This is a genomic window from Paenibacillus sp. ClWae2A, from assembly GCF_032452295.1.
Classification (GTDB): domain Bacteria; phylum Bacillota; class Bacilli; order Paenibacillales; family Paenibacillaceae; genus Paenibacillus.
In genome coordinates, this window is record NZ_JAULSQ010000019.1 from 45,607 (window position 1) to 65,856 (window position 20,250).

Annotated in this window: 25 protein-coding genes; 19 read left to right on the forward strand and 6 right to left on the reverse strand. The window is 47.4% G+C overall.

What is annotated here, in order from left to right; genetic code table 11:
- Positions 1 to 3: 3 nt before the first annotated feature.
- The 4 genes from QVE09_RS29445 to QVE09_RS29460 form a co-directional block, all read right to left on the reverse strand.
- Positions 4 to 369 (reverse strand): DUF5665 domain-containing protein, encoded by a 366-nt coding sequence (locus QVE09_RS29445; RefSeq protein ID WP_017692276.1) that lies wholly within the window; start codon positions 367 to 369, stop codon positions 4 to 6.
- 84 nt (positions 370 to 453) lie between these two features.
- A complete protein-coding gene (locus tag QVE09_RS29450; RefSeq protein ID WP_315939699.1) occupies positions 454 to 861 on the reverse strand; it encodes a YtxH domain-containing protein in 408 nt (135 codons plus the stop codon).
- 64 nt (positions 862 to 925) lie between these two features.
- Positions 926 to 1,183: a GlsB/YeaQ/YmgE family stress response membrane protein gene (locus QVE09_RS29455; RefSeq protein WP_017692278.1), complete on the reverse strand. Its 258-nt coding sequence runs from the start codon at positions 1,181 to 1,183 to the stop codon at positions 926 to 928.
- A gap of 134 nt (positions 1,184 to 1,317) precedes the next feature.
- Positions 1,318 to 2,019: a phosphatase PAP2 family protein gene (locus QVE09_RS29460; protein WP_315939700.1), complete on the reverse strand. Its 702-nt coding sequence runs from the start codon at positions 2,017 to 2,019 to the stop codon at positions 1,318 to 1,320.
- A gap of 177 nt (positions 2,020 to 2,196) precedes the next feature.
- Between QVE09_RS29460 and QVE09_RS29465 the strand changes: the two genes are divergently transcribed.
- The gene (locus QVE09_RS29465; RefSeq protein WP_091038570.1) at positions 2,197 to 3,216 is read left to right on the forward strand and encodes an asparaginase; all 1,020 of its coding nucleotides are present in this window, start codon (positions 2,197 to 2,199) and stop codon (positions 3,214 to 3,216) included.
- 139 nt (positions 3,217 to 3,355) lie between these two features.
- Positions 3,356 to 4,081 carry a pirin family protein gene (locus QVE09_RS29470; RefSeq protein ID WP_315939701.1) on the forward strand — a complete coding sequence of 242 codons (726 nt, stop codon included), beginning with the start codon at positions 3,356 to 3,358 and terminating at the stop codon, positions 4,079 to 4,081.
- A gap of 148 nt (positions 4,082 to 4,229) precedes the next feature.
- Here QVE09_RS29470 and QVE09_RS29475 read toward each other — a convergent pair whose 3' ends face one another.
- Positions 4,230 to 4,454: a DUF1128 domain-containing protein gene (locus QVE09_RS29475; protein ID WP_017692283.1), complete on the reverse strand. Its 225-nt coding sequence runs from the start codon at positions 4,452 to 4,454 to the stop codon at positions 4,230 to 4,232.
- A 158-nt stretch (positions 4,455 to 4,612) separates the two neighbouring features.
- On the opposite strand from QVE09_RS29475, the gene yyaC reads away from it, so the two are divergent.
- The 5 genes from yyaC to QVE09_RS29500 all read left to right on the forward strand — a co-directional run bounded on the left by yyaC (position 4,613) and on the right by QVE09_RS29500 (position 11,045).
- The gene (gene yyaC / locus QVE09_RS29480; protein ID WP_315939702.1) at positions 4,613 to 5,170 is read left to right on the forward strand and encodes a spore protease YyaC; all 558 of its coding nucleotides are present in this window, start codon (positions 4,613 to 4,615) and stop codon (positions 5,168 to 5,170) included.
- Between the two features lie 60 nt (positions 5,171 to 5,230).
- Complete coding sequence (locus QVE09_RS29485) at positions 5,231 to 6,022, forward strand: alpha/beta fold hydrolase (protein ID WP_315939703.1); 792 nt, start codon at positions 5,231 to 5,233, stop codon at positions 6,020 to 6,022.
- Between the two features lie 270 nt (positions 6,023 to 6,292).
- A complete protein-coding gene (locus QVE09_RS29490) occupies positions 6,293 to 6,997 on the forward strand; it encodes a DUF6483 family protein (protein ID WP_315939704.1) in 705 nt (234 codons plus the stop codon).
- Between the two features lie 95 nt (positions 6,998 to 7,092).
- On the forward strand, positions 7,093 to 8,340 hold the full coding sequence (locus QVE09_RS29495) for a class I SAM-dependent methyltransferase (protein ID WP_315939705.1): 1,248 nt from the start codon (positions 7,093 to 7,095) through the stop codon (positions 8,338 to 8,340).
- Between the two features lie 191 nt (positions 8,341 to 8,531).
- Complete coding sequence (locus tag QVE09_RS29500) at positions 8,532 to 11,045, forward strand: O-antigen ligase family protein (protein ID WP_315939706.1); 2,514 nt, start codon at positions 8,532 to 8,534, stop codon at positions 11,043 to 11,045.
- Positions 11,046 to 11,501: 456 nt separating this feature from the next.
- Here the strand turns inward: QVE09_RS29500 and QVE09_RS29505 are convergent, their stop codons facing one another.
- Complete coding sequence (locus tag QVE09_RS29505; protein ID WP_315939707.1) at positions 11,502 to 11,849, reverse strand: dehydrogenase; 348 nt, start codon at positions 11,847 to 11,849, stop codon at positions 11,502 to 11,504.
- Positions 11,850 to 12,009: 160 nt separating this feature from the next.
- On the opposite strand from QVE09_RS29505, the gene uptA reads away from it, so the two are divergent.
- The 12 genes from uptA (at position 12,010) to QVE09_RS29565 (ending at position 20,228) form a co-directional block, all read left to right on the forward strand.
- Positions 12,010 to 12,624, forward strand: a complete 615-nt coding sequence (gene uptA, locus QVE09_RS29510; protein ID WP_264932937.1) for an undecaprenyl phosphate transporter UptA — start codon at positions 12,010 to 12,012, stop codon at positions 12,622 to 12,624.
- A 2-nt stretch (positions 12,625 to 12,626) separates the two neighbouring features.
- Complete coding sequence (locus QVE09_RS29515) at positions 12,627 to 13,196, forward strand: thioredoxin family protein (RefSeq protein WP_315939708.1); 570 nt, start codon at positions 12,627 to 12,629, stop codon at positions 13,194 to 13,196.
- A 6-nt stretch (positions 13,197 to 13,202) separates the two neighbouring features.
- Positions 13,203 to 13,835: an MBL fold metallo-hydrolase gene (locus QVE09_RS29520; protein ID WP_062836481.1), complete on the forward strand. Its 633-nt coding sequence runs from the start codon at positions 13,203 to 13,205 to the stop codon at positions 13,833 to 13,835.
- 342 nt (positions 13,836 to 14,177) lie between these two features.
- Positions 14,178 to 14,423, forward strand: coding sequence for a hypothetical protein (locus QVE09_RS29525; protein ID WP_315939709.1), 246 nt, complete (start codon positions 14,178 to 14,180; stop codon positions 14,421 to 14,423).
- Between the two features lie 103 nt (positions 14,424 to 14,526).
- The gene (sigY, locus tag QVE09_RS29530) at positions 14,527 to 15,057 is read left to right on the forward strand and encodes an RNA polymerase sigma factor SigY (RefSeq protein WP_315939710.1); all 531 of its coding nucleotides are present in this window, start codon (positions 14,527 to 14,529) and stop codon (positions 15,055 to 15,057) included.
- 2 nt (positions 15,058 to 15,059) lie between these two features.
- The gene (locus QVE09_RS29535) at positions 15,060 to 15,395 is read left to right on the forward strand and encodes a YxlC family protein (RefSeq protein WP_315939711.1); all 336 of its coding nucleotides are present in this window, start codon (positions 15,060 to 15,062) and stop codon (positions 15,393 to 15,395) included.
- Entirely contained in the window at positions 15,388 to 15,621 is a 234-nt protein-coding gene (locus QVE09_RS29540) for a sigmaY antisigma factor component (protein WP_278298309.1), read from the forward strand. The genes QVE09_RS29535 and QVE09_RS29540 overlap by 8 nt, the downstream gene beginning before the upstream one ends.
- Before the next feature lie 218 nt (positions 15,622 to 15,839).
- Positions 15,840 to 16,223 (forward strand): hypothetical protein, encoded by a 384-nt coding sequence (locus QVE09_RS29545; protein ID WP_024631336.1) that lies wholly within the window; start codon positions 15,840 to 15,842, stop codon positions 16,221 to 16,223.
- Positions 16,224 to 16,428: 205 nt separating this feature from the next.
- Positions 16,429 to 16,716 carry an Asp-tRNA(Asn)/Glu-tRNA(Gln) amidotransferase subunit GatC gene (gene gatC, locus QVE09_RS29550; protein ID WP_036607033.1) on the forward strand — a complete coding sequence of 96 codons (288 nt, stop codon included), beginning with the start codon at positions 16,429 to 16,431 and terminating at the stop codon, positions 16,714 to 16,716.
- Between the two features lie 27 nt (positions 16,717 to 16,743).
- Complete coding sequence (gene gatA, locus QVE09_RS29555; RefSeq protein ID WP_315939712.1) at positions 16,744 to 18,201, forward strand: Asp-tRNA(Asn)/Glu-tRNA(Gln) amidotransferase subunit GatA; 1,458 nt, start codon at positions 16,744 to 16,746, stop codon at positions 18,199 to 18,201.
- Positions 18,202 to 18,227: 26 nt separating this feature from the next.
- Positions 18,228 to 19,667 (forward strand): Asp-tRNA(Asn)/Glu-tRNA(Gln) amidotransferase subunit GatB, encoded by a 1,440-nt coding sequence (gene gatB / locus QVE09_RS29560; protein WP_315939713.1) that lies wholly within the window; start codon positions 18,228 to 18,230, stop codon positions 19,665 to 19,667.
- A 96-nt stretch (positions 19,668 to 19,763) separates the two neighbouring features.
- Complete coding sequence (locus tag QVE09_RS29565; protein ID WP_036607041.1) at positions 19,764 to 20,228, forward strand: GNAT family N-acetyltransferase; 465 nt, start codon at positions 19,764 to 19,766, stop codon at positions 20,226 to 20,228.
- Positions 20,229 to 20,250: the final 22 nt, after the last annotated feature.

A 20,250-nucleotide genomic window follows, 5' to 3' on the forward strand; every position in this document is an offset into this window, starting at 1 on the left:
CTCTTAGTTTTTGTAATCTTCAATATAACCAAGCAAGTCAGCGATATATTGGCCCACAATCGGCATGTTCACGAATTGGCTCAGAATGAATGCCAGCAAACCGAGAACAACAAAGGTACCCACAGTCAGACCGAGACCTCGTGCCATGCCCGCTGTAAAGTTGGTAATAATCCGCTTTTTGGGACTGCTGTAATTCTCAATAATATCCTTGATCTGTGCTCTCTCCAGACTGTCCGCAATCTGGTCCAGACGTGTGTTCAATCGTTTTACCTCATGACGCAATTCAAAAGGATGCTCGCTTGTATCATACTGCTGTGCCGGTGTTCCTCCCGTAATTGGAGTATTGCCGTTGATTGTAACTTTACTCATATTATTCGTCCTCCTCAACTTGCATTGGATAAAAAATAGCCAGCTGGAGTGCAGCTGGCTATTGGTCACTCGATCTGTATCGCCTTACAGGCTAGTCGAGTTAAGTTCTTTACGTGCATCTTCCTTCGCTTCAACAGAAGCGGCAGCCACTTCTTCCGATGCACGGGATGCTTCGTTAGCCACATCAGCGGACGCTTTTCTCACAGAATCCATGACATCATTGCGGCCTTGATTTACTGTTTTTGCAATATCGGAAGTTTTGGAAGAGACCGTTTTAGCCAGTTCAGAGGCTTTGTCACTTACAACCGTTGCCACTTCTTTGGTGCGGTCAGTAACCATGCCTACTTTCTCGGAAAGGTCACCACGCAATTCACGTCCCGGTTTAGGCGCAAAGAGTAATGCTGCTGCAGCTCCCAGCAAACCCCCGATGAAAATACCTTTTGCGAAAGTCGAACCCGTCTGTACAGGATATTGCTCTTCTGCTTTATTCATGTCTAATCACTCCTTCTTCAATTTAAGAAACAAATACGAAACAACGAACACCTTGTTGCCCGAATCAGGCAGCCTGTCTTAGCAGTCTGGACACAAGCCCCAGCAAGAAAACAAAGAGCGCTGTACCAATGATAGCAGGGATGATGGCAAAGTTACCGATAACTGGTCCCCAGTTACCAAGCAAAAGTGCTCCCAGCCAGGCTCCGGCAAATCCGGCAATCATTGCACCGATTATGCCTCCAGGCATGTTGTGACCGGCAAGTGCATCTCCGATCAAACCGATGATGACAGCCATCACAATGCTGATAATGATGCCCCACATAACAACCGCCTCCTTTAAACTTGATGTAGGATGTTGTCTGTTCGCGTTTGCTTACTTCGTATATAAACGCCGTGCAACCCTGTGAAACAATAAAGATGAGGATAAATGAACTGGAAATCAGAGGAATTCATTCTTCAGCGGCTTTGTTTAATGCCTTTAACCATGCAGAAGATCCATGCCAATCCAGCAGCAAATCCGGTAAATACATCTGTAGGATAATGAACGCCCAACATGATCCGACTGATACCAATCAAGAAAATAAAACTGATACCGCATAGAACAGGAAGCCACACACCAGAAGATGTATGTCGCTGTCGTTCAATGGCCCAGATTACAAAGAGCATGCCGTAGAAGCCCATGGAGATCATGGCATGTCCGCTGGGAAAGCTGTACCCGTGAACAACCAGCAGATGATCCAGTTCAGGTCTGCTTCGTCTGAAAAATTCCTTCAATAACGTGTTCAGAATCCACATCATGGCAAAACTGCCTGTGAGCGCATATCCATATATAACAAACCTTGGACTGCGTTGTATGAAGAAAAGAAGAGCAAAACCTCCTGCAGCCACAGCAGAGATTTTGAATGAGCCCAATGCGGTTATGAATGCAGTGTAAGGGAATAGATGAAGACGTGAATCTGAATTCAGATAAAATAATTGCTGAATTTGGTCATCCAGACGAATAATAACATCAGCACCCAACCAGGCACCGAGACTTGCCAGAATGAATACGACCGAAGAACTGAGGGCCAGACCAGCCAAACCCCAGTTAAGGAGTGGACGTAACAACGTGCCGGGAGTTGAACCTGATGAGGATGGTGTAGACATTTTGCGTGGCATAGTGAGTGTCTCCTTCAGTAGTTGTAGTAGATGAACATAGATGATAAAGCTATACCCGAAATGCCTGTCGAAAAAACTGTAAAAACGTCGCTTTTGTACTATACTATTTAAGATATCCCATGCGGCGTCGTGACGCAAAGCAGAGATGAAATCGGGAGCATAAAGGAGAGAACTCGCATGGAGAGTGCCTTGTTAATTAAAGAATACCGTGCAGGCGTTATGGAATGCGCCCATTACGGACACATAAGTATTACGGATGAGTATGGCCGAATCGTATACTCGGCTGGAGACCCTCATTTTAGAGCGTTCACTCGCTCATCTGCCAAACCTTTTCAAGCCATTCCAGGCATTCGGGCAGGGATTGCCAGTCACTATGGCCTATCAGCACAGGAGATTGCCATTATGTCCTCTTCGCATCGTTCGGAACCGGAACACATTCGGGTACTGGAGCAGTTATCCGGTAAAATTGGATTGGGAGAAGAATGCCTGATCTGTGCACCAAGCTATCCGCTTAATGAAGAAAGCCGTAATCAATGGTTACGTGGACAAGGAGAGAAACGGCGCATCTTGCACAACTGCTCCGGAAAACATCTGGGGATTCTGGGGTACAGTCAGATGAAGCAGGTTGATCTGGGCAGTTACGCTGAACCGGATCATCCGGTGCAACGTGAAATTCTTGAAACCTTTGCAGACCTGGCAGGTATTGAGGAAAAAGAAATTGAGCTTGGGACGGATGGCTGCGGCTTTCCGGTATTTTCTTTGCCGTTGTCGGCATTGTCGAACGCTTATCTGAAGCTCGCTTGTCCGGATCTTATCGCTGATCCTTCCACAAGAACAGCTGTAGAGACCATAACATCAGCTATGAATGAACATCCGTTGATGGTAGGTGGCACGGAGCGTGTAGATTCAGTGCTGCTGGAAGACGATAACATTGTAGCGAAGGGTGGATTCAAGGGGGTATTCGGTTTTGGTCTGAAAAAAGAACGATTGGGAATCACCTTCAAGGTGCTTGATGGTTCCGAGGAAGAGTGGGCCTTCATTACCCAATCGATCCTGAAACAGATTGGTTATTCCAATGAGAGAACCATTGCGCGATTGGCTGAAGTGTTCCCTTCGGACATCCGAAATGATGCCGGTACCCTTGTAGGTCATGCAGATAGTGAGTTCATTCTCCACTCACTTGAAGATAGCGTATAACCTTAAGAAGGGGCGTGATTAGAGTTGCCGGACCCCGGGTAAAGATGACATACCAACTGGTATTCATCTATACAATTCATATACACGCATGGACTGCCGCGGTAACGTGGCAGCTCAAAACCCTTGGAGGTGGATGAACATGATTAAAGTGGTGACATCGGAAGAAAGGCACACGTCGGATCGAGGTTGGATACACAGTGAATTCAGCTTTTCCTTTGCAGATTATGATGATCCAAGCAACGCTCATTTTGGCTGTCTGTTGGCTCATAATGACAACACGTTGATGCCGCAAGAAGGCTTTAAGAAACATCCACATCATGATCTTGAACTTGTCAGTTATGTCATATCAGGTACACTGAAACATACCGATAGTATGGGAACAGAACAATTGCTTGAACCGGGTACGGTCCAGGTGATGAGTGCGGGTACGGGAGTCGAGCACTCCGAGACCAATCCGTCGGCGGATGAACCGGTACGTTTTCTCCAGATGTGGTTTTTGCCATCGGAGCGTATGCTGAAACCTTCCTATACAAATCGGAGAATAGAGCCCCAGGAGCATTTGAATCGTCTATGTCCGATTGTATCCGGGCAAGGGGGCGAGGGAACCGAAGGCGCATTGCCTATTTCCCAGGATGTAACCTGTTACCTGTCCCATTTGGAGTCCGGGAAGAAGTTGATGTACCCGCAACACGAAGATCGACGTACACATTTTTTCCTGATCAGTGGTCATGTAGAGATTCATTGTTCGGATGGCAACTTTAACCTCAAGCCGGGGGATGCCGCACGAATTCGCAAAAGCTGTGATCTGCAAATCACGAGCACAGACAGTGAACCTGCCGAATTTGTTCTGGTTGACCTGCCTTAAGGATGGGATGTATTCGTTAAGGATAGTCTGGAAATATAAACACGCGAAAAAGGACCTGTTGCCACGTTGATGTGGAAAACAGGTCCTTTTTAGGCTTGCTTTTGAATAGGACTTCATAGAAGTCACAAATGATTAAAAGCAACACTAGCTAAGATTTACGAAGATTACCCAGTTCCGAAGCGACAGCTTCCACTTCAGAGATACTGAGATGTTCCTTGCTCAAAATCATTTCATACAGGTCAAACAGATCTTCATATTTCTCAAGTGGGAATGAAGAAGCCTGCATGGCGGCACCGCTCGCCATACGAAGTTTGGTTTTGATCGCTTCAATCATATATTCCATATTGGCTGCTGTTGCTTGTGTTAAATCCATCGTTAAGTTCATCCCTTCCGTATCGGAAACTCTTGTTATTGTATCATGATTGGAAGCGCTCAGGCCAATGCTTTTGCGGGGAAACGAAGCATCGGTTACAATGATGGATACAACAACAGGGTTTAATGGAAACCTGAGTGTACTGGAGGGAATACAGCTTGGCAGCGTATAAGCGAGAAATGGTTCGCCATCAAGGAAGAGAAGTCCGCAAAGGCGTGCCTGCAGAGAATCTGGTCTTATTTTTCAAAAACATCGTTCAACTTCATTCTCCAGGTGAAATTACGTTTGTCTGCATCGGTACTGACCGTTCCACCGGGGATGCTCTGGGTCCACTGACAGGAAGTTTACTGCAAGAGAGCGGAATGGAGAACGTAATTGGCACGCTGTCTTCCCCTTGTGATGCAGATACGCTGGAGAAGAAATTGGCACTTATTCCTGCACACCATGCCATCATAGCGATTGATGCATGTCTGGGTCCAAAGAATGCCGTAGGTACATACTATCTCTCCAATAACCCACTCACTCCAGCCCAATCGGTTGGAGGCAAGCTACCCCCTGTGGGACAATACAGTGTAGCAGCTGTGGTTAATGCTAATGGACCAAGACCCTATTCCATTTTGCAGATGACCTCGCTTCATATGGTCATGGGGATGTCCCGAACGATTGCAGACGCCGCAATTGAAGCATGGAAATGGAGACAAACGTTTCATTCATGATATGTAGGCTTAATAATATACAACCTGAATTATTTAATTCGCGCAGAGAGAGGGATTCATATGGAAAAAGTGATGTGTGATGGAACGACGATTTGTTATGCCGAACAAGGTAAAGGAGAAGCACTCATTTTGCTCCACGGATACTGTGGCAGTTCATCGTATTGGGATGAGGTTGTACCCGAACTGGCACGCAGCTATCGCTGTATCGTACCTGATCTGCGTGGACACGGAAAAACAGATGCACCTGTAGGAAGTTATACCATCGAACAGATGGGCAACGATGTATTGCAGTTGATGGATGGGCTGAAGGTGGAAAAGGCAGTCCTTCTGGGACACTCGATGGGGGGATATATTGCGCTCTCAATTGCACAACGTCACCCGGAGCGTTTGAATGCATTTGGTCTGATTCATTCGACAGCCTATCCGGACAGTGAAGAAGCCAAGGAGAAACGCCTGCACGCTGTATCCACCATTCAAACTGAAGGTATCGTAAATTTTGTAGATGGACTGGTTCCCGGCCTATTCGCACCGGAACATGTGGAATCGTTATCTAAGCAAGTCACACGTGTGAAGGAAATTGGTTACCAGACTGCCCCTCAAGGTGCGGTTGGTGCTGCACTTGCTATGCGTGAACGCCCGGATCGCCGCGATGTGTTGTCCGCTACACCTTTACCTGTATTGCTGGTTGCGGGAGAAAAGGATGCAGTTATCCCGCCAGAACGTACATTTACAAGTGACAAGCCACATATCGTGCAAGCCGTGATTGCGGGTGCGGGTCATATGAGCATGTATGAAGCTCCTGAAGAGTTAATTCAGGTCATTAAACAATTTATGGCTGGATTATCGAAGTAATTGATGAAGTGATTTATGTTGATTTCATTAGAATATAGTTTGGTTTCTGGATGATTCTACTTCTTGTGGAGGAGGAGTACCCAGTTACATTCCAACTAACCCCTGCAATGTCCCTTTGGGATAGGTAGGGGTTTAGTATGTTCATGTCCAGAGCATAGACGTGCGTGTCTTGTTTTTGGCTTTTTGTGACGGCATGAATTAAAATAAATATAAAGGAACGATATTAGGGAGATTGAATGTATAGGTTCGAATGATGAGGGGGCATACAGCATGTTCAGAAAAGATTATCTGCTCCGCATGATGGAGGAAATGACTGAAGCAATTGGCAAAGTGTTCACGCTCAAACAGCAACGCAAGCACACCGAGGCATTGTCTGAACTGGATGAGCTGATGCGCAGGCAGTTTGGGATGAACTTATCGCTACTGAACTCGTTGCCAGCAGAGGATGTTATTGAAATGTTCCGTTTTCGCGGAATGATTGAAGTGGACAATCTGCAGCAAGCCGCGAGGCTGATTGAAGAAGAAGCATATATTTATCAAGAGAAGGCCAAAGTGGAAGGCATAGAGGATCAGGAGAGAATGGACGCAGAGGATGAGGCTGTCATTCGATTGATGAGATCAGTTCATTTTTACCTGTATGCATTGAATCATGGCGCTAATCCTAAGTTATTGGACGCACCTGAACGGGTGGAGGGTGTATTAGGGCTCACGAAAGAATATGAACTTCCTGCTCGAACCGAAAGACAGCTTGCCCTGTATCGTGAACAACAAGGACGTTACGACCAGGCAGAGAACAGTTGGTACAGACTGCTCCAGCTTGGTGCTGAATTCCCTGTGAGCTACCGAGATGATGTACAGGCGTTCTATGAAAGGTTGAGCCAACTCACGGATGAACAACTGGAGCAGGGCGGTTTGCCACGTAACGAAGTTGAAGAGGGGTTAGCTGAACTAAGTCGTCAAGAGATGAGCTCCTAAATATGGATTGGATCAAGGTTTGTTACATGCCTTTACTTGGAGAGGGAACGGAATTGTGGTATGGTAACGGTTGACCAAACCAAACCGAAAGTGAGATGTACCCCGTGGATTCATTGCGAAAGCTTATACAAGACATCTTTGAACAGAATTCGCTGATTACAGCGACCTGGAGCCAGCTGCGCAGACGGGACAATGTCTCGTATACCAAAGTGCAAGTCAAGCCGGTGACACTGAAGAATCAGCTGCATTATCAATTTGCATTTCATTATAACAACAAAGTGCTGCACGAGAATTTGACTCCGGCTGAAGCGGCAGAGCGCATGACTTTGTTATGCGAAGAGACGTTTCGTCAAGGTCTGCTCTGTACAACCGAGGCAGACTATCAAATTTTGATCAGCAAAAAATATAAAGTATCCATTCTGACCAAATCTGCTTCCAAAACTGCGGTGGATCTTTCGCATAATCGCAAGAAGCAATATGTATTGGAAGAGGGAGTACCCGTCTCTTTCCTTGTTGAACTTGGTATTATGAACGAAGAAGGTCGTGTGCTGGCCCGCAAGTATGACAAGTTCAGACAGATCAATCGTTTCCTCGAAATGGTGCAGGATGTCATTCCGCATCTACCTGAGGGACGTCCGCTGACCATCGTTGACTTTGGTTGTGGCAAGTCTTATCTGACATTTGCGTTATATCATTATCTGTCTGTACAACAACGTCGTTCACTCAAGATTATTGGGTTGGACTTGAAGGCAGATGTAATTGAACACTGTAATGATCTGGCTAATCGATTGCATTATGGCGATCTGAAGTTTCTGGTTGGAGACATCGCGGACTACGATGAATTGAACGAAGTGGATATGGTTGTCACGCTGCATGCCTGTGATACAGCTACCGATGCTGCTTTGGAGAAGGCAGTTCGTTGGGGAGCTTCTGTTATTCTGTCTGTTCCTTGCTGTCAGCATGAACTGTTTGACCAGGTAGAGGCTTCCGTGATGAATCCGTTGTTGTCTCATGGCATCCTCAAGGAACGTTTTTCCGCACTGGCTACGGATGGGATTCGTGCCAAGTTGCTTGATCTGATGGGATACAAGACACAATTGCTTGAATTCATCGATATGGAGAATACGCCTAAAAACATATTGATTCGAGCTGTTCGCGGTCAGGCGGGCGAAGTGACGGAGATGTGGAATGAATATACAGCTTTCCGTGATTTCATTCATGCCGATCCATATTTAGAGCGGGCTTGTGCGGATTTGCTTCCTGGTGATGGCAAGCAGGTTATCGGGAAATCAAAATCGAGCAAAGAAACCGTTCAAGATTCCGCAAATTGCGATACTTGCTGAGTGTGCCAATGCCAATCCAGGGACATACTGTAATTAGGGTCTCTGAATGTAAACTTAAATAGAGTGCACATACTTCGTAGCAAGCAACATCATAGCTGTCAGGTATATATCTATAAGACAGAAGGACCCGATATCGGGATCTTCTGTCTTTTTGTTATGCATATGGAGCGGTGGAAGGAGGGGGTATAAGGATGGAGAATAGGACAATGGATAAGGGCGTTGTATGGTATAAACGAGGGTATGCGGCTAATGAGGAAATGATGGAACAGGTGTTTGGAGGGTCTCACCACGCAAAGGGTACAGAATATGTAGATAACAGGGAAGATACATACAACAAAGATCATACGTATAAAAAAGATGATAAAAATAATCCGAATGGAGATATCCAGACCGATGCGTCAGGTAGTTTTTCTCAAAGTTTGAGGTGTAAACGTTATTCAGGATCGGGGTGGACTGGGGCAGTGGGCATACTCTCCATTGTTTTGCTGCTCGCAGGGTGTCTGAGTCGAGGGTTGTACTATTCCGCCGATCTGTATCCTGTCCTTCTGATCGCAGCAGGAAGCATATTGATCATTTTTTTTCTTTTCCTTGTAGGTAATCGTCCTCAGAAGGCGAGTGAACGAATCCCCATGTCATTGGTACAGAGTCAGGGGAACATCGAACGAATGGTTGAGACAATATTTCAATCTCTCGGGATGTGGCGTGTGCTGTGGCCGCTGGGGATGATGATTTGTTTTGGGCTACATGCATGGGCAGGCTCGGTGAGTAAACAGGGCAGCATGGATGAAATGCTGCGGTGGAGCCTGCTTGCGCTGTTTACTCTGCTAACCGCAATACTGGCTGCGCGCACGGATGGTGCGCTTTGGTTAGCCTGTGGTTGGCAGATGGCAGGCGGCTTGCTTGTGCTAAGCGGCATCCTTGCCGTGTGTGGGATATTGCCGCTGCCTTACGGAGTGATGCGGACTGCTGACCCCGAGATCAGCTCCGCCGGTGCACGACTCGGCGGATTATTGCAGTATCCTAATGCGTACGGTGCCATTGTTGGCATGTACGGATTGGAGCGGCTGACAGCCGCCGCGCGAGTCATAGCCCGGCCTGTGCCGGCCGGGCGACTCATCGCGGCAGTGCTGCCGCTCATGCCAGCGCAAGCGGCGCTCCTGCTGAGCGAGTCGCGCGGCGCTTGGCTGGCGACCGGCTGCGCCGCGGTCGCCGCCTTTGCTTTGCAGCAGCGCGGTGCTCGCCTGCCGCTGCTGCTGGCCATGGCCGCGCCACTGGCGTGTGCGGCCTGGCTGTACCGCCAGCTGGCTGCTGCCCAACTGGCGCCTGCACCCGTGCCCGGCCTGCTGGCACTAGCCGGGGCATGGGCAGCTGCGCTGCTCGGCACGCTGCTGCTGTGCCGCCTATGGCACAGCGGCGCCGCCAAGGCTCCGCGCGCCGCTGCCTGGACGGCCATCGTGCTGGCCGGAGCCACCGCCGCACTGATGGCCGTGGCCTCCACCGCCGATCGCCTCGCGGCGGGTGTCGGAACTGGGGTGTCCCGCCTACAGATGTGGCGGGATGCCCTAAGGTTGTGGACCGAGGCCGCATGGCTTGGCCACGGGGGAGATACATGGCGCAACATGTTTCGCGCCATTCAATCCTCGCCTTATGTTGGAGGCGAGGTTCACAACGGCTTGCTCGATCTCGCCCTGGACACGGGCATGATTGGCATCCTGCTTGTCGCAGGGTGGTTTCTCCTCACCCTGCGAAGCATCTTTTACTTCGCACCGCAGCTCATGCCATCCGTAATTACTTTTGGCCTGCATGGGGCGATGGACTTTGACTGGAGCTTCACAATATTCTGGATGCTTTTTATTTGGCTTGGTTCATGGGCATCCGCATTGAAGACGGAAGCATTGGGAGTCCAACGATCCGGCGGAACTGTGGAATACAATCCCTCCAGATCTAAATCGAGATCTAAATCCAGATCTCTTTTCTTGCGATATTTACCAACCCAATCCCGCTCATCAACTGTCCCGATGAGTTCCTTCTGTCATATTCTTCAGCGAGTAACTGCTCGGCTAATACGGGTATCGACAGTGATGATCATCCTTTTCTGGCTGGGCGGAACAGTCTGGCTGACCTCCCGATACGCTGTAGCAGAAGTGCAGTACCGTCAGGCGCTGTCTGAACCGGATGGCACTCCAGCACAAAAGTTGCATCTTATGGCTGCCCTTCAGTCTAACTCGAATCGACCGGATATTTTGATTTCCCTTGCACGATCTCTCCCGGGACGAGAAGCAGAATCACTCCTTTTGAACAGCCTGTCCCATTCTCCGATACACCCTCAGATTTACATCGAACTGGGACGATTAGCAGCCCAATTTGGCGAAGGGCAGCAGGCAGGAGAATATTTTGAACAAGCGATCGTATTGAATCGGTATGATGGCATTGGCCAATCCGTGGCTTTGTATTGGATGGAGCAGGCAGCGCGGCGGGAATGGAAGGCAGGATATAGAGATCAAGCCCGACAGACTGCCGCCGCTGGTGTACAGATGTATGAACGGTATCAACTGTTGGCTGAGGAAGTGGAAGCAGGAAACGTTCGCAATGATCGTCGTTTTGTACTGGAAGAACATGCTCCAGGCTATGGAGAGAACCTGCGCAGGCTTGCTTCGGCTTCTTATCTTCCGTTTACTCCAGAGTTGACCAAGCGGAGCCCTTGAATCACTGCTGGATCTTGACGTTTACCCAAGCGATATGATGATGGATTTCAGCGTCTAAAAAGTCTGGGAGTCCAAGCTGGCTACTCCTTGCGGAAGCTATGCGATTTTCTAAGGAACACAGGACGTCTTGTTTGGCCTTTAGCTCCTCTTTTCAAATTGTAAGGAACATCAGACACGTTATTTCCGGAAATTCCCTAACAAAAATCCTATAAAAGGCCAAAAATTCCGATATAACGTGTCTCAGATTCCTTAGATTTCTAAGAGTGCTTCAAATCCTTGAATAAGACGCCTCAGATTCGTTACCGCTCATGGACTTGGGCTTAGGTGTGAGCATGAAAATATACTCACAGTTTATATTCATGCCCACGTGGAGGTCGGCTCCATGCTCTGCTCGATCCGCAAGCTAGAAGACGACCCTGAATTCCACCTGGAGCGAAGCTTTACATTCCTCCATATCTACAGACGATAACCGCCAAATGCGTGCTGAAACGCATCTTTTAATGGCTCAACTTCTACTTCCCACAGCGTGGCGATCTCTGCACTGACATCCTTGTTCCACCACTCACATAACTTTTTACGGTTGTCGCGATTCTCCCCAATCCAGAGCAGATTCGTAATCACCTTACCGTAATAATAGTCTTCCGCCTGCTTCATCCGTTCGGGAGAGACATATATTTTTAGCCTTTTGGCTGTTCGGTACAATTCCTTGCTGCATGCTCGGCGAATTCCTCTGGCGGAAGGAAGGTTTTGACCGGATTGCGTATGTTTGACCGGTGGTGAACCGGGCATTGACTTGTGTGACATCTTCTCACGCTCCTCTCCCCTTACCATATGCGGACTGCTGCGAACGGGACACTATCCCAACCTCGTGAAGTAGCAACGTCCACAGCCCTGTGATAAAATAGGGACGAACATCCATGGTGCGGAGGGGCACCGCCAATCAGGATGGAGAAAGAGGGTTGAGATGGACTTTATTCATAACCTTGTCAGCCAATTGTTCGATTGGATTCAAAGTCTTGGTTACTTTGGAATCATGCTTGGATTAATGTTGGAAGTCATCCCAAGCGAAATTGTGCTGGCGTATGGAGGGTTTCTCGTTTCACAAGGTAATATCAACTTCTTCGGTGCTATGATTTTTGGTACGGTGGGCGGTGTGATTGCCCAGTTATTTATTTACTGGATTGGCCGTTATGGCGGCAGGCCTGTACTTGAACGCTACGGTAAATACATACTCATCCAGAAAAAACACATCGACCATTCCGAGGAGTGGTTTCGCAAGTATGGTACAGGTGTCATTTTCACGGCGCGTTTTGTTCCGGTGGTAAGGCATGCAATCTCCATCCCGGCTGGCATCACGAAAATGCACGCAGGCAAATTCATTTTGCTTACTACACTCGCTGTTATACCTTGGACTGCATTGTTTATATATTTAGGGATGATTCTTGGAGATCAATGGAAGAATATTGATGAGAAAGCGGCACCATATGTTATGCCTATTTTGCTTGTCGCTCTCGCCCTTATGATCGTTTATGTACTTATTAAATGGATGAATGCTCGCAAAAAGAAAGGAAGTGTCTAGTCATGGGTAAACCCAACTTGTCTCACAAATTCGGTAAAGGTCTGCCACCGAAAGATTTTATCGAGAGTATGACCAAGAACCAAAGTGAATTCCAGGCCAATTATGATAGCTTTACTTGGCTAAACGAAGAGGATCGTGAGTTCTTTGAGAGCCTGAACCATCGCGACGATCTGCGTGTGTTAATTCTGGCTGCTGACTGGTGCGGAGATGTTGTCCGTAATATTCCGGTTGTGTTCCAAGCGCTTGAAATCTCAGGAATCCCAACAGAAGTTCTGATTATGGAGAACCATCCGGAAGTGATGGATGAATTCCTAACGATGGGTGGCCGTTCCGTGCCAGTCGTTATTTTTGCAGATACAGGTGGTCATGTGCTCGGTCAGTGGGGACCTCGTCCGCAGCATGTACAGGAAGTCATGATTGAATTCAAACGCCTTAATCCAGATCGTGAAGCAGCAGATTATCAAGAGAATTTGGCTGTAGCACGTCAAGAGATTGGTAAACGTTATGGGGAAGGAACGGAGTCACATGCGGCCATTATCCGTGAGCTGCGTGAACTGATTTCGGGTTATTAAGCCGATATGCTTAACATTCGTACGTTTTCATTAGGCCCGCTTCAAACCAATGCGTATCTCTTACAAGGAGATGATCCGGGTAAAGCCGTCATTATTGATCCGGGCATGAATCCAGGGCCGCTGCTTAAGGCGATCCAAGACTTGGAGATTGAAGCCATTCTCCTCACTCATGCTCACTTTGATCATATGGGCGGGGTAGATGAGATCCGTAAATTGAAGGGATGTCCCGTTTATCTTCATGACTTGGAGAGTGACTGGCTCACCACCCCGAAATTAAATGGATCTTTGAATTGGCCGCAGGCGACACCACCGCTTTCGACAGATCCTGCTGAATATGCCATGGACGAAGGGCAGAAGCTGAATCTGATTGGTCATACGTTTAAAGTGTTCCATACACCTGGACATTCCCCAGGCAGTGTAAGTTTGCTTTGTGATAACGACCTGTTTGCCGGTGATGTGCTGTTCCGCATGGGCGTGGGCAGAACGGACCTGACAGGAGGGCGTGAACGGGATCTGATTGATTCAATCCAGAACAAGCTTTACACCTTTGCTGATGAGGTTAAAGTATATCCAGGTCATGGTCCCAAAACGACCATTGGTTATGAGAAACAGAACAATCCTTACGTGTCCGCAAGATAATCCGACATGATATGTGAAGAAAGTCTGGACAAGTGACAACTTTTTCATTAGAATAGCAATTAGTTGTTACAAGCGTTAAGGCATCATCTAACTGAAGCGTTACCAAGAAACACCCAACCTTGCGAAGCACGCAGACTGTGGTCTATACCCGGTTTGCGTTCTTTTTTTGTTTTCAGCCCCTTTTTATCACAGAATTAGCCTTTTTTACGCTACATAGAGATGCAAGATGCGATTCATCACAAGCCAGTTTTAGACCAATAGCAAGTTAGCAGCAAGTACAGATTGATTTAGAAATAATAAATTTAAAAAAACAGTAGATCATGAGAGTGAGGGAATATCAAAGTGGAGAAACCAAGAGTTATTCCGTTAGGTCAGCGTGTCGAGTATCCGATTATGGAAGAAAACCGTCGCATATTGGAAAGTGGGAAAAGAGAAACGGGTACTGAGCAAGCTTTAATACATAACCCTAGCGTGACCAAAGAAATGATGAAGTCTCAGCAGAATATATGGACAAGCCGTGTATTACGAAACGGAGCACGTAACCAACCATGGTTCGACAAGCTGCAAGATTACCGGAATCAAGTCTGATTGCCCGGGAAATTGTCGGGTTTAATTTTTTTTTGATTCCCTTGAACGTTTCTGCAGAGCCTGTCGTATTAACTCCAGATTGAACGGGAAGCAGGTGATGATCATGATAAAGTCAGCCGAACTGGAAGAGGTACGCAGAGCAGTATCGGGAGATGATAGCGCACTCGCAGCGTTGTTGCAGCGTCACTACTCTTTTGTGTATAAGTATCTTGTCAAAGTGACAATGGACGCGAACCTCGCAGAAGAGACGGTACAGGATACAATGATTCGTTGTATGGAAAATATACACCGATATGATGGCACGTCTGCCTTTTCATCTTGGATGATCACCATTGCGACTCGGATCTATATCGATAAGACAAGACGTAAGAAGAGAGAACAGAACTGGCTTGCTCTCATCCGGGATCAGGCTGTACGTCGATTCCGCTGGCAGCTTGAGACTCGGAATGAAGAATGGACAGATGTCATGGATGCGATGACAAGACTGACACCCGAACATCGTGTGGCAGTGTTGCTGAAGCATTATTATGGATACGGGTATGACGAGATCGGGGAAATGCTGGGTATTCCTGCCGGAACGGTGAAGTCACGCACAGCTTATGGTCTCCGTCAGTTAAGAAAGGAGTTGGAATAAGGATGGGCAGATCAGATGATGCACAGGAACAAGAGGTTGTAGAGCGATTGCAGCAACACATGAAAGTACTTGATGATGCATTTGAGCCGACAAACATACCTTCATTAGGTTCACTTGAAGCCCAAGTCAGAGAACGAAGACAGATCAGACGCCGAACCAATTGGATCGAGATGATATGTTTCTGGTTGGTGGGATTGCTTGCTATTACGTTCGGGGCATTGTTTTTCGTATCTGCTCCAGCTCTATATTTGGGTATCCAGGCTTTTGGTACTGCTGTTGCCGTGATTTTAGCTGTGATCTGGGCAGGACGGCGTCGGAAGGGGGTTCGTAATGAATAAAATGCATTATTCATTGGATGAAATTTCTCCACTATGGCTTATACTGCTTGGCATTTTCCTCCTGGTTCAAGGCACATGGATATTTCAGGACGCACGCAGACGTGGGCGTTTCCCATGGCTATGGGGATTATGGGGAATCACAGGATTTCCAACGCCACTCATCATATATTGGTTTGTCGTGATTCGATCACAACGCAAGCCAGGTGGACCCACAAAGAAAACATGATTGTTTTAATAGAGATTGTTAAAAAAGTTCGCTACTCCATTTCTAGCTTCATCCCATCTTCTCGGAACTGAGTAACGTTCTTTTTGAACACGTACTAATAAAGAGAAAAAAGATTTTGCACAAATATGTTGTTTAATTCTAGTATTCCTAGACATCGTTATTCTTTTCTAGTAGACTATACAAATAAATATTAAGATAGACTACCAGGAGGTTAGACGATGCTGCGATTAGGAGAGAAGGTTGTCATCGTCGCGGATGCGTTTGAGCAGAATCTTCCTGTGGGGGAATATGGTTTCATCATCGCTTATGACCGGAATCCGGACAATGCGTTCGATTACGTGCTTCGAGTGCCGCAGGTGAATCGGAACTTTTTTGTTCCATCCGGCGACGTCGATCTGGAAGAGGTTCTGCTGAAGCAGGAAGCTGAGCGGGTCGAGCGAGAAGCGTTGATAGATTACGCCCTTGCGACACACAATGAGAAGCTGTTTCATCATTTGATGAACGGAGATTTTCAAGCTGTGGAAGAGGAAGAGGAAACCGCGAACGATGTTATGTCACAGGCGGATTTTATAAAGCAGGTTAATCTGCGTGCATGGATTTAGAATTTTAAGAGTCGGCTGATGCCGGCTCTTTTTTATTTTGTAAGTTCGTTTTTGGCTTCCCGGAAGACTGTCAGGTCATTTGCATTGAATTGTCGAACTATCTCACCTATAATGAAAAAAGTTATCTTGAGACTTTAGCCCGTTAAACGAGCGATTCGTTTCAGGTCGTTTCGGGAATCAGAACGAATGAAGGAGGCATCCGCTAATGAGTATTTCGAATAATGACGTTCAGCATGTGGCCAAGCTGGCCCGGCTCAACTTGACTGCTGAAGAAGAACAGACCCTGACAGGTCAGCTGAACGCGATTTTAAAATATGCAGAAAAGCTGAATGAGCTGGATACAGAAGACATCGAGCCCACCACTCACGTTCTGCACGTAAGCAATGTTATGCGTGAAGATGAGACCAAAGAAAGCCTGTCGATTGAACAGGTGATGCGCAATGCACCGGAAGAAGAAGACGGGCAGTTTAAAGTGCCTGCAGTAATGGAATAACGGATAACCGGAAGGAGGACAAAAACTGTGAGTTTATTTGAACAATCGTTGCCTGAGTTACATAACAAGCTGCATGCCAAAGAGCTGTCGGTCAGCGATTTGGTGGATCAGGCGTATCAGAACATTGGCGCGCATGATGATAAAGTTAAGGCATATTTGGCACTGGATGAAGAAAAAGCACGCGCTCGTGCACGTCAACTGGATGACCGTCTGGTTAGCGGCGAGGAGAAAGGTTTGCTCTTTGGTTTGCCTGTAGGTATTAAGGATAACATCGTTACGAACGGACTGCGCACGACGTGTGGCAGCCAATTCCTTCGTAATTTCGACCCGGTGTATGACGCGACAGTTGTCGAGAAATTGAAAGCTGCGGACACCGTAACTATTGGTAAACTCAACATGGACGAATTCGCCATGGGCGGCTCCAATGAGAATTCAAGTTTCTCCCCTGTACGTAATCCATGGGCACTTGATCGTGTTCCAGGAGGTTCCAGCGGTGGTTCGGCAGCAGCTGTAGCTGCGGGAGAAGCATACTTCACGCTTGGATCAGACACAGGTGGCTCCATCAGACAGCCTGCTTCGTATTGCGGTGTTGTTGGATTGAAACCGACATATGGACTTGTTTCCCGCTTTGGATTGGTTGCATTTGCATCATCCCTGGATCAGATTGGTCCTTTGACGAAAAATGTTGAAGATTCTGCTTATGTATTGCAGGCCATTGCTGGTTATGACGCCAAAGATTCGACATCTGCAAAAGTAGAGATCCCGGATTATTTGAGTGGACTGACAGGTGATGTTAAAGGGCTTCGCATTGCCGTTCCGAAAGAATACATCGGTGAAGGCGTCGATCCACAAGTGAAAGAAACGGTTTTGTCTGCATTGAAAGTTCTTGAAGGACTCGGGGCAACATGGGAAGAAGTATCCCTTCCGCATACCGAATATGCGGTGGCTACGTACTACCTGCTGGCATCTTCAGAGGCTTCTTCCAACTTGGCTCGATTTGATGGTGTACGTTATGGCGTGCGTGCTGACAATCCGGATAACTTGCTGGATCTGTACCATCAGTCCCGCAGTCAAGGCTTTGGTCCCGAAGTGAAACGACGTATCATGCTTGGAACGTATGCACTCAGCTCGGGTTACTATGATGCCTATTATCTGAAAGCACAGAAAGTACGTACATTGATCAAACAGGATTTCGACAATGTATTTGCCAAATATGATGTGATTATTGGACCAACTGCGCCAACTACGGCGTTCAAACTGGGTTCACAGGTGGATGATCCACTTACAATGTACTTGAATGATATTTTGACGATTCCGGTCAATCTGGCTGGTGTACCTGCCGTTAGCATTCCATGTGGATTCTCGGATGGATTGCCTGTCGGCCTGCAGATTATCGGTAAAGCCTTTGATGAAACAACCGTATTGCGTGTAGCGCATGCGTTTGAACAAAATACAGAATTCCACAAGCAGCGTCCGCAGCTGTAGACTGCCCGGAACGGAGGAATATAGAAATGTCCGCATCTAAATATGAAACGGTCGTTGGACTTGAAGTCCACGTGGAGTTGCATACGAACTCCAAAATTTTCTGTGGCTGCTCCACAGCTTTTGGAGCTCCGCCGAACACGCATACCTGCCCGGTCTGTCTCGGACATCCGGGCGTACTGCCTGTACTGAATCGTCAGGCGGTAGACTACGCGATGAAGGCAGCGATGGCCCTGAATTGTACGATTGCTGATGTCAGCAAGTTTGACCGTAAAAACTACTTTTACCCCGATTCACCAAAAGCTTATCAGATCTCGCAATTCGATCAACCGATCGGTGAAAACGGCTGGATTGATATCGAAGTGAATGGTGAAACGAAACGAATTGGCATCACACGTCTTCACTTGGAAGAAGATGCAGGGAAGCTTACACATATCGATGGCGGATACGCGTCTTTGGTGGACTTCAACCGTGTTGGTACTCCACTGGTGGAGATTGTATCCGAACCTGAGATTTCCTCTCCGGAAGAGGCACGTGCGTATCTTGAAAAATTGCGTGCGATCATGCAGTATTGTGATGTATCGGACGTGAAGATGGAAGAAGGTTCACTGCGTTGTGACGCCAACATCAGTTTGCGTCCACATGGACAGGAGAAGCTGGGAACAAGAGCCGAGCTGAAAAACATGAACTCCTTCCGTGGTGTTCAACGTGGTCTGGAATATGAACAATATCGTCAGGCTGAAATTCTGGATGATGGCGGTGAAGTGGTTCAGGAGACGCGTCGTTGGGACGAAGCTCAAGGAAAAACACTGTCGATGCGTGGTAAGGAACAGGCGCATGACTACCGTTATTTCCCGGACCCGGACCTCGTGAAGCTGCATATTGATGCAGCCTGGAAAGAGCGCATCAAAGCTACCATACCTGAGCTTCCAGACGAACGTAAAGCGCGTTATACGGCTGATTATGGATTGCCTAGCTATGATGCAGAGGTTATTACTTCATCGAAGGCTATAGCTGATCTTTTCGAAGATAGCTTGAAATTCACTCAGGATGCCAAATCCGTATCCAACTGGATCATGGGCGACTTGCTGGGTTACCTGAATACGAGCAATCTTGAGGTGACTCAGGTTCCACTGACAGGTCAAGGTTTGGGTAAGATGATCGGACTGCTGGAGAAGGGCACCATTAACAGCAAAATCGCCAAAACGGTATTCAAGGAAATGCTGGAGAGCGGCAAGCTTCCACAGCAGATCGTTGAAGAGAAGGGTCTTGTGCAGATTAGTGATGAAGGCGCCATTCTTGCCATCGTTGAGCAGGTTGTGGCGAATAATCCTCAATCCGTGGAAGACTATAAAGCTGGTAAACAGAAAGCCATTGGCTTCCTTGTTGGTCAGGTTATGAAAGAAAGTAAAGGCAAGGCGAATCCTGCCCTAGCCAACCAACTGCTTGCAGATGTACTGAACCGCTAATCCTTCCGGTGAGGCCGGACAGAAAGAGGCTCGTCCCTGTGACAGCCTCTTTTTGGTATTGATAGATACAAATGCATTTCGGACGGGGGAACGGATATGAACATTCAACCATTGTCACTGAGTGATCTGGAGACGTTGGGACAGTTATGGAGACTACAACATGTAGCTTATCGATTGGAAGCCGAAATCATCGGATTTCAGGAGATTCCTCCTTTGATGGATACGATGGAGACACTTCGGGATTGTGGAGAGAGTTTTTATGGTTGTATCCATGATGACGGAGAGCTTATCGGGGCTGTTGCTGTGGCGGAGGAAGAGGAGAATACACTGACCATCACACGAATGATGGTGCACCCGGATCACTTTCGCAAAGGAATTGCGGCATCTTTGATGACGTATGTGTTGGAACAGCATGCGGATCTTCCGCGTTATATCGTCTCCACAGGAACGCTGAATCAACCCGCAGTGAATCTGTACACCAAATTTGGTTTTAATCCCGTGGAAGTCACACAGATTGCACCTGGAGTGGAATTAACGACTTTTCACAAGAATAAACTTTAATGATATTAACAACTTGAGGAGG